The following is a 1,584-nucleotide window of genomic DNA, read 5'->3' on the forward strand; positions in this document are numbered from 1 at the left end:
GTCACCCGTGAAGAACGACCAAGCCATTGACGTGGCGCGGTGATTTGACTCCCGAGCGTATTCGCGATTGCCGGGTTTCGATGGGTTCTGATCGAAAACCTTGCGATTTCGCGCGCCCGCCCGCGAGAGGGGTTCCGGTCGGACGCCGATCGTGATTCCATTCGGTCATTGCCGCTTCGAGACCCCGACCATGCGCCCCAAGCAGCCCGAGCCCACCGACGCCGACCTCTTCCGGATGCGCTTCGACAACCTCCTCGACCAGCGCCACGAACTGGTTCGGCTCGGCGCGCTGATCGACTGGAACCGCTTCGACGAGGCCTTCGGGCCGCTCTACCGTGACAAGATCGGTCGCCCCGGCCTGCCGACCCGGCTGATGGCCGGCCTGCATCTGTTGAAGCACATGAAGGGGCTCTCGGACGAACAGGTCTGCGCCCAGTGGGTGGAGAACCCCTACTTTCAAGCCTTCTGCGGCGAGGAGCACTTCCGCCACACCCTGCCGCTCGACCGCTCGTCGATGACCCGTTGGCGCAAGCGCATCAGCGCGGAGAAGTTGGAGATCCTGCTGGCGGAGACCATCGCCGTGGCGGTGAAGACCAGGGCGGTGAGCGAACGCGAGATCGAGCGCGTCACCGTGGATACCACGGTGGCGACCAAGGCGGTGGCCCATCCCACCGACAGTCACCTCATGCTGCGCGCCATCGAGTGGCTGAACCGGGCAGCGGACAAGGTCGGGGTGAAGCTGCGCCAGTCCTACTTGCGGCTCGGCCGCCACGCTCGCCGAGAGGTCGCTCGTCTCCTCCACACCGGCGGCCACAAGCAGGCGATGCGGCACCTTCGCAAGATGCGGACCTGGGTCGGCCGTCTGCTGCGCGACCTGGAACGCAAGACCAAGGGCAAGCCGGCGGCCGAGCACCCCTTCCTGGTGACGGCGATGGAGCGCGTCGGCCGGCTGCATCGCCAGAAGCCGACCGACAAGCAGAAGCTCTACGCGCTCCATGCTCCCGAGGTGGAGTGCATCGGCAAGGGCAAGGCCCGGGTCAAATACGAGTTCGGGGTGAAGTGCACGATCGCCGTGACCAATGCGCGCGCCGCCGGCGGCCAGTTCGTGCTCGGGGCGAAGACCATCCCCGGCACGCCGTGGGACGGCAACACGCTGGCGACCCAGATCGATCAGGTCGAGGCACTCACCGGTCGCCGTGTCCGGCGCGCCTACGTCGACCGGGGTTACCGCGGCCACAAGTTCGTGCGCGAGGGGCTGGACGTCTTCGTCACCCATACCCGCGGCATCGCCTCGCCGACGATCCGACGAGAACTGCGGCGGCGCAGCGCCATCGAGCCGGTGATCGGGCACTTGAAGGCGGACGGACTGCTCGAGCGGAATCACTTGGCCGGTGCGATCGGCGACGCGATCAACGCCGTCCTCGCCGCCGCGGGCCACAACCTCCGCCTTCTCGCCGCATGGCTGAGGAAGCTTCTTTGTGCCCTCGTCGCCCTGCTCTTCGCAATCGCCGCCTCGCTACAAAGCGAGCGTCACGCCGCCGTATGAACGCCGATCGCGCTCAAATCGCCTTCTTCACAGGCGAC

The 1,584-nt window shown here is 66.9% G+C and carries 1 protein-coding gene; it reads left to right on the top strand.

Annotated features, from left to right (window positions below; all coding sequences use genetic code 11):
* Positions 1-190: 190 nt before the first annotated feature.
* On the top strand, positions 191-1,546 hold the full coding sequence (locus J3S89_RS14935) for an IS5 family transposase (protein WP_217928483.1): 1,356 nt from the start codon (positions 191-193) through the stop codon (positions 1,544-1,546).
* Positions 1,547-1,584 lie beyond the last annotated feature (38 nt).

Source organism: Pinisolibacter aquiterrae, assembly GCF_019160155.1.
GTDB lineage: Bacteria > Pseudomonadota > Alphaproteobacteria > Rhizobiales > Ancalomicrobiaceae > Pinisolibacter > Pinisolibacter aquiterrae.

Bases quoted from the DNA above. Each gene is read 5' to 3' on its own strand.
- J3S89_RS14935 (WP_217928483.1), top strand. From the start codon at position 191: ATGCGCCCCAAGCAGCCCGAGCCCACCGACGCCGACCTCTTCCGGATG.